Annotated in this window: 6 protein-coding genes and 1 pseudogene; 6 read left to right on the forward strand and 1 reads right to left on the reverse strand. The window is 61.5% G+C overall.

What is annotated here, in order from left to right; all coding sequences use genetic code 11:
- Positions 1 to 60: 60 nt before the first annotated feature.
- Positions 61 to 888: a MurR/RpiR family transcriptional regulator gene (locus EN990_RS34290; protein WP_013529679.1), complete on the reverse strand. Its 828-nt coding sequence runs from the start codon at positions 886 to 888 to the stop codon at positions 61 to 63.
- A 144-nt stretch (positions 889 to 1,032) separates the two neighbouring features.
- Between EN990_RS34290 and EN990_RS34295 the strand changes: the two genes are divergently transcribed.
- From EN990_RS34295 to EN990_RS36495, 6 genes and pseudogenes are all read left to right on the forward strand, one after another.
- The gene (locus EN990_RS34295; protein WP_127366004.1) at positions 1,033 to 1,851 is read left to right on the forward strand and encodes an N-formylglutamate amidohydrolase; all 819 of its coding nucleotides are present in this window, start codon (positions 1,033 to 1,035) and stop codon (positions 1,849 to 1,851) included.
- A gap of 44 nt (positions 1,852 to 1,895) precedes the next feature.
- A complete protein-coding gene (locus EN990_RS34300; RefSeq protein ID WP_013529681.1) occupies positions 1,896 to 3,452 on the forward strand; it encodes an amino acid permease in 1,557 nt (518 codons plus the stop codon).
- Positions 3,453 to 3,539: 87 nt separating this feature from the next.
- On the forward strand, positions 3,540 to 4,910 hold the full coding sequence (locus EN990_RS34305) for a glutamine synthetase family protein (protein ID WP_013529682.1): 1,371 nt from the start codon (positions 3,540 to 3,542) through the stop codon (positions 4,908 to 4,910).
- A 126-nt stretch (positions 4,911 to 5,036) separates the two neighbouring features.
- Positions 5,037 to 6,425, forward strand: a complete 1,389-nt coding sequence (locus EN990_RS34310; RefSeq protein WP_127368668.1) for an aldehyde dehydrogenase family protein — start codon at positions 5,037 to 5,039, stop codon at positions 6,423 to 6,425.
- Between the two features lie 17 nt (positions 6,426 to 6,442).
- The gene (locus EN990_RS34315; protein WP_013529684.1) at positions 6,443 to 7,615 is read left to right on the forward strand and encodes an iron-containing alcohol dehydrogenase; all 1,173 of its coding nucleotides are present in this window, start codon (positions 6,443 to 6,445) and stop codon (positions 7,613 to 7,615) included.
- A 242-nt stretch (positions 7,616 to 7,857) separates the two neighbouring features.
- A pseudogene (locus EN990_RS36495) lies at positions 7,858 to 8,034 on the forward strand (ABC transporter substrate-binding protein); the annotation flags it as partial.

Raw genomic sequence — 8,034 nt, forward strand, 5'->3', positions numbered from 1 at the left:
TATTAAATATATGTAACGTTTGAGAAAATATGCGTAACGCTTCGGATCATCGCATATGCACTAACGCAGACTTTCCATCTCGCGAATGCGTTTGGCGCCTTCTGCTTCCAGTTGCCTGGTGACGGCGCCGATCAGCGTTTCGGCGACGACGAAAAGGGCCGCCGATGAATCCCATGCCGACGGCACCGCGGTTCGTCCGGCGATGACATGGCGAGCAAGGCGGGCGATCGGCGACAGCCACTGGTCGGTGAACAGCACGATCTGCACGCCACGCTGATGCGCCTTCTCGGCGAAGCGGAGGAGGCTGTCCTGGTAGCGCCTGATGTCGAAGATGACCAGCACGTCGCGCTTGCCCATGTCGATCAGCCGGTCACGCCACATGCTTTCCTGCCCGGCGAGGTGAAAGACATCCGGCTGGATGATGGCGAGGTGGGCGGCCATGTAGCGCGCCAGCGGATCGGTGAAGCGGCCGCCGATCAGGAAGGTCTTGCCGCGCCGGTCCGCTAGCCGGGCGGCGATGTCGGCAAGCTGCTTGTCGGACAGGTGCCTGAATGTCTCGCGCATATTGTCGAGCGTCGCTTCCAGCATCGGCGACACGGTCCCGCCGCCGGGCGAGGGCGGATTGAGCGTCCTTGTCGCCGGCGATTGCAGTTGCGCCGCCAGTTCGTCCTGCAGGCTCGACTGGAACTCCGGATAGTTCTGAAAGCCCAACCGGGCGACGAAACGCAGGATCGTCGGCGAGGAAACGCCGGCTGCGGCCGAGAATTCAGCGACCGTTTTCAAGCCGATCATCGGGTAGAAGGCAATCAGTGTCTGGGCCGCGCGCCGTTCGCTGGCCGGCATCGTGCCGATGCGGTCGGCGATCAGTTCGGCAATGTTGGAAATCATCTTTTCCCCACCCTTGGCTCGGTCGATGGTCTTTTCCGAAATCGCATTTGACAAAGCCGGACAAACTGTATGAAATCATCCACAGGGACGCAATGAGGCAAAATACGTAACATACGATACAGCGCTCCCCGGGGACGGCAGAGTATGGAGAAAGCACGGCCCGCCAGCCTTGCATCGTCTGATACCGTAAGGGTGACGAACCCCGGCGGATCAAGCCCTTTCGTGCTGACCTGCGATCACGCCTCGAACTTCCTGCCCGCCGAATTCGGCACGCTCGGCCTTGCTGTCGAGGACCTGTCGCGCCACATCGCCTGGGATCCCGGCGCGCTGCCGGTTGCCCGCCGCATGGCGCAGGCGCTCGACGCGACGCTGGTCGAAACCCGCATTTCGCGCCTTGTCATCGACTGCAACCGGCCGCTTGACGCGCCCGACCTGGTGCCGCCGGTCAGTGAGACAACGGCCATACCGGGCAATGCCGGCCTGTCGGAAAGTGAGCGTGCCGCGCGTGTCGCGCTTTCGTGGCGCCCTTTCCACGATACGATTGCGGATATCATCAGCCACAGGCTGTCACACGGTCAGGAAACGCGGCTGGTTTCGGTCCATTCCTTCACGCCGGTATACAAGGGCCGCAACCGGCCCTGGCATATCGGCATCATCCATGACGAGGATCGCCGGCTGGCGGCGCCGCTGATATCGGCGCTGAAGCGGCTTTCCGGTGTCACCGTCGGGGTCAACGAGCCGTATTCACCTGATGACCGAGTCTATTTCACGCTGGAACGGCATGCGCGCCCGCGCGGACTGCCCTGCGCGATGATCGAAATCCGCAATGACGAAATCGCCGGCGAGACCGGGCAGCGGAAATGGGCGGATCTGCTCACGGGCATTTTTTCGGATCTGGAGCCAGAGGAGGCCGGACACACCAGATCGCATTCAGTCGGAAAGTCAGTTCAATCGGCTAGCTAGGGCGGGATCTCATCCCGACCCGAAAACCAACAGGGGACACTAAAATGGCAGCACCGGGTTATACTGAAGTTGACAAGGCGGAGGACGTAAAGCACCTCCACAGCATGGGCTATGCCCAGGAATTGGAGCGGCGCCTCAGTCGCTTTTCGAACTTCGCCGTTTCCTTCTCCATCATCTGCATCCTGTCGGGCGGCATCAATTCGCTGGCCCAGGCCACCTCCGGCGCCGGCGGCATCGGCATCGGCATCGGCTGGCTGGTCGGCTGCTTCGTTTCGCTGACCTTTGCGGTCGCCATGTCGCAGATCAGCTCGGCCTATCCGACGGCCGGCGGCCTCTATCACTGGGGTTCGATCCTCGGCAACCGCGGCACCGGCTGGGTCACCGCATGGCTCAATCTGCTCGGCCTGATCACCGTGCTCGGCGCCATCAATGTCGGCACCTGGACGTTTTTCATCGGCGCTTTCGGCCCGACGCTCGGAATCGAAGGCACGCTGACAAACCAGATGATCTTTCTGATCATCATCACCGGCGCGCAGGCGCTGATCAACCATCTCGGCATCAAGCTGACGGCGAAGCTGACCGATTTCTCGGGCTATCTCATCTTCTTCGGCTCGATCCTGATCGCCATCGTCTGCCTGGCTTCCGCTGAGACCTGGGATTTCAGCCGTCTCTTCACCTTCAAGAACTATTCCGGGGACGCAGGCGCCGGCGTGTGGCCATCCGTCTCGAATGCCTGGGTGTTCGCGCTCGGACTGTTGCTGCCGATCTACACGATCACCGGTTATGACGCTTCCGCGCACACCTCGGAGGAAACCATCAAGGCGGCTTCTTCCGTGCCGCGCGCCATGGTCATGTCGGTGATCTGGTCGGCCGTTTTCGGCTATCTGTTCCTGGCCGCCTTCGTGCTGATGATCCCGAACATGGACGATGCCGCCAAGCAGGGCTGGAACGTGTTCTTCTGGGCCTTCGACCAGCGTGTAAGCCCCGGCATCAAGGAGTTCGTCTACCTCGTCGTGTTCGTCGCGCAGCTGCTGTGCGGCCTTGCCACGGTGACGTCTGCCTCGCGCATGATCTTCGCCTTCTCGCGTGACGGCGGCCTGCCGGGTTCGGCGGCACTCGCCAAGGTCAGCCCGACCTACCGCACGCCGGTGGCGGCGATCTGGACGGCTTCGATCCTGTCGGTGCTGTTCGTCTGGGGTTCGACGCTGGTTTCGGTCGCAGGCACTTCGGCCTACACCATCGTGGTTTCCTGCACCGTCATCTTCCTGTTCCTCTCCTTCACCGTGCCGATCGTGCTCGGCATGCTCGCCTGGGGCACGCCGAAGTGGGACAAGATGGGTCCCTGGAACATGGGGCGCGGCGTGTTCATGCTGTTCGCCTTCCTGTCGATCGTCTCAATGATCCTGATCTTCATCATCGGCATCCAGCCGCCGAACGATTGGGCGCTCTACATCACCGTCGGCTTCTTCATCCTGACGGCAGTCGTCTGGTTCGGCTTCGAGAAGCGCCGCTTCCAGGGGCCGCCGCTCGGCGACATCATTGCGGCGCGTCAGGCGGCCATCAAGGCGGCCGAACAGGCAGTCGGCGAAACCGGCCACTGACCTCCACCATCATGGCCATGGCCGGCATCGTGCCGGCCATGGTTTCGTTCAACTCATTCAAAGCCCAAGCGCTGGAGTGCCAAAGGAATGGCCGGAAATTTCTCGTTCGATCAGTTGAAGAAAGCGGTCTCCAGCGGTGAGATCGACACCGTGCTGGCCTGCATCGTCGACATGCAGGGACGGCTGGCGGGAAAACGCTTCCTGGCGCAGTACTTCGTCGATTCCGCGCATGACGAAACGCATGGATGCAATTATCTGCTGGCCGCCGACATCGATATGGAGCCGGTGCCGGGCTACAAGGCGGCGAGTTGGTCGAAGGGCTATGGCGATTTCGTCATGAAGCCGGATCTCGCCACGCTGCGGCGCATTCCCTGGCTGGAAAAGACCGCGCTCGTGATCTGCGACGTGCTCGACCACCACACGCATGACGACCTGCCGCATTCGCCGCGCGCCATCTTGAAGAAGCAGGTCAAGCGGCTGAGCGAGCGCGGCTATATCGGCTATTTCGCATCCGAGCTCGAATTCTATCTGTTCAACGAGACCTACGATTCGGCCCGCAAGAAGCACTGGCAAGGTCTCGACACCGCATCGCCCTATATCGGCGACTACCAGATCGGCATCACCACCAAGGAAGAAGGCGTCATGCGCCGGCTTCGCAACGAAATGGAAGCGGCCGGCATTCCGATCGAGAATTCCAAGGGCGAGTGGGGTCCGGGCCAGGAAGAGATCAATGTGCGCTATGCCGAGGCGCTCGACATGGCCGACCGCCACGTCATCCTGAAGAACGGCGCCAAGGAAATCGCCGAGTCCGAGGGCAAGGCGATTTCGTTCATGTCCAAGTATAATTACGGGCTCGCCGGCAATTCCAGCCACATCCACAATTCGCTGTGGAGCGCCGACGGCAAGACACCGCTGTTCTTCGACAAAAAGGCCGACTGGACGCTGTCGACACTCGGCCAGCAATGGGCCGCCGGCCAGCTCAAATACGCCAAGGAATTCACCTGGTTCCTGGCGCCCTATATCAACTCCTACAAGCGCTTCCAGGCCGGCACCTTCGCGCCGACCAAGATCATGTGGAGCGAGGACAACCGCACCGCAGGCTTCCGCCTGTGCGGCGAGGGCACCAAGGGCATCCGCATGGAATGCCGCATCGGTGGCGCCGACCTCAACCCGTATCTTGCTTTCGCAGCCCTGATCGCCGCCGGCCTTGCCGGCATCGACGAAAAGCTGGAATTGCAGAAGCCGTTCGTCGGCGATGCCTATCAGGCATCTCGCCTGCCGGAGATTCCGAAGACGCTGCGCGATGCCACCGACACGCTGGCGAAGTCGAAGATGCTCAAGCAGGCGCTCGGCGAGGATGTGCTCGAACACTATGTCCACACCGCAAAGTGGGAGCAGTTCGAATACGACCGCCGGATTACGGATTGGGAACTGCACAGAGGGTTCGAGCGGTATTAGGTATCGACGGTTCGTTGGCGCCCCCCTTCACTCTTAGCCTCTCCCTGTGGGGAGAGGCTGCCGGCAGGCAGATGAGGGGCAGCGCCAGGCCATACGATTTTGTTGTAGAATACGAGGACTTACAAAATGACCGAGACGGTCAAACTCATTACCCCCGTCGATGGCTCGATCTATGCCGAGCGGCCGATTGCTACAGACCAGGCGATCAACGCCGCAGTGGAACGCGCCAAGGCGGCGCAAGAGAAGTGGGCTGAGACACCTATCGTCGAGCGCGGCAAGTACATGTTGGCTATGCTGGAAGCGCTGGTCGCGATGACCGACGAGATCGTGCCGGAGATCGCCTGGCAGATGGGGCGCCCCGTGCGCTATGGCGGCGAATTCGGCGGCGTCAGGGAACGCACCAACTACATGGTCGAGATCGCCGAGCAGGCGCTCAAATCGGTGCCGGCCTCCAACCCCAAGGACGGTTTCCGCCGCTATGTGAAGAAAGACCCGCTCGGCGTCGTCATGGTGATCGCGCCGTGGAATTATCCCTATCTGACCGCCGTCAACACCATCGTGCCGGCGCTGATGGCCGGCAACACCGTGATCCTGAAGCATGCGGCGCAGACGCTGCTGGTCGGCGAACGCTTTCAGCAGGCTTTCGACAAGATCGGCCTGCCCAAGGGCGTGTTCCAGAATGTCGTGCTGAACCACGCCCAGACCGAAAGGCTGCTCGGCTCGGGCAAGATCGACCACGTCAATTTCACCGGTTCGGTCGGCGGCGGCCGCGCCATCGAAAAAGCGGCGGCGGGCACCTTCATGACGCTCGGCCTCGAGCTTGGCGGCAAGGATCCGGCCTATGTGCTGCCCGACGCCAAGATGGACCATGCGGTCGCCAATCTGGTCGACGGCGCCTTCTACAATTCCGGCCAGTGCTGCTGCGGCATCGAACGCGTTTATGTGCACGAGAAGGTCTATGACGAATTCGTCGAAGGCTTCATCGCCGAGACCAAGAACTATGTCCTCGGCAATCCGCTCGATCAGGCGACGACGATGGGACCGATGGCGCAGGCGCGCTTTGCTGACCTGATCCGTGAACAGAAGGCGGAAGCGCTGCGCAAGGGTGCCAAGGCGCACATCAACATGAAGGTGGCTAACGACAAGGCTGGTTCGCCTTATCTGGCACCTGAGGTGCTGACAGAAGTCGATCATCAGATGAGCGTCATGCGCGAGGAAAGCTTTGGCCCGATCGTCGGCATCATGAAGGTGCGCAACGACGAAGAGGCGATCGCGCTGATGAACGACAGTCCCTACGGGCTGACCGCTTCGATCTGGACGCGCGATACCGAGCATGCCGTGGCGATCGGCAACCGCGTCGAGACCGGCACGGTGTTCATGAACCGCTGCGACTACCTCGACCCCGCCTTGGTCTGGACCGGCGTCAAGGACACCGGCAAGGGTGCGGGCTTGTCGGCCATCGGCTACGACAATCTGACCCGGCCGAAATCATTCCATCTGCGCGAAGCCATCTGATTTATTGAAAGACAAAAATGTCCAAGCTGATCTCCAAATGGAACTACCCCACCACCGTCCGCTTCGGCGCCGGCCGCATCAAGGAATTGCCTGAGGTGCTGGCGGCCACCGGCATCAAGCGGCCGTTGTTCGTCACCGACCCTGGACTGGCGAAACTGCCGGTCGTCGCCTCGACGCTGAAGATTCTCGACGACGCCAAGGTTCCCTACGGCGTCTTCTCCGAGGTCAGGCCTAACCCGGTCGAGTCCAATCTGACCGCCGGCATCGCCGTGTTCAAGAAGGGCAAGCATGACGGCGTCATCGCCTTCGGCGGCGGTTCGGCGCTCGATCTCGGCAAGCTGATCGCCTTCCAGGCCGGGCAGGTCAGGCCGGTATGGGATTTCGAGGATGTCGACGACTGGTGGACGCGCGCCAATTCGGACGCCATCGCGCCGATCATCGCCGTGCCGACCACCGCCGGGACCGGATCGGAAGTTGGCCGCGCCGGCGTTATCACCAATGAGGCGACGCACACCAAGAAGGTCATCTTCCATCCGAAACTTTTGCCAGCAATCGTCATTGCCGATCCGGAGCTGTCGGTCGGCATGCCCGGCTTCATCACCGCCGGCACCGGCATGGATGCGCTCGCCCACTGTCTCGAGGCCTATTGCGCGCCGGGCTATCATCCGATGGCCGACGGCATCGCCGTCGAAGGTGTGAGGCTGGTCTTCGAGAACCTGCCGAAGGCCTATGCCAACGGCAGGGATCTCGTCGCGCGCGCCCACATGATGAGCGCCGCCGCCATGGGCGCCACTGCCTTCCAGAAGGGGCTCGGCGCCATCCATTCGCTGTCGCATCCGGTCGGTGCGCTCTATGACACCCATCACGGCATGACCAATGCGGTGTTCATGCCCTATGTGCTCGCCTTCAACCGTGACTCCATCGAGGAGCGTATCGGCCGGCTCGCCGCCTATTGCGGCATCAAGGGCGGCTTCGACGGGTTCGCCAAGGCGATTATCAAGCTGCGCAAGGAATTGAAGGTGCCGCATGCGCTGCCGGGCCTTATCAAGGGGCTCGACATGGACAAGAAACGCAAGGCGCTGATCGCCGACATGGCGGTGGTCGATCCGACCGCCGGCGGTAACCCGGTCAAGCTGACCAAGAAGGCGGCGCTGACCTTGCTCGAAAACGCCATTGCCGGCACGGTCTGAGGCGTTTTCCGCGCCGCAAAGTGATCTGAAAAGGGGCTATGAAAACAAGGGGGAGGATGACGGGCAAGGCACAAACTAGTTAGCCGGAAAAAGAATCGCGGAGCGATTGCTACATCAGGTTAAAAAGAGTTTACTTTTTCGCACTGCGAGCAGCCGCTTTCACAAAGCTTTCATCTGGCTGTCACATGAAAACGATACCGCATCGCAGGCGTCCAACGGCGTCAGTTCAACGGAGAGAACACATGTTCAAGTTCACGGGGAAAGTGCTTTCCCTTTCGGCCGCGGCGCTTTTCGCGTCGACGGTGATTTCGTCCGCGGATTCGCTGGACGATCTCGTCAAGGCCGCCAAGGCGGAAGGCCAGCTCACCACCATCGCGCTGCCGCATGACTGGTGCGGCTATGGCGATGTCATCGCCGGT

It is taken from the genome of Mesorhizobium sp. M7A.F.Ca.US.005.03.1.1 (assembly GCF_003997975.1).
Lineage (GTDB): Bacteria > Pseudomonadota > Alphaproteobacteria > Rhizobiales > Rhizobiaceae > Mesorhizobium > Mesorhizobium ciceri.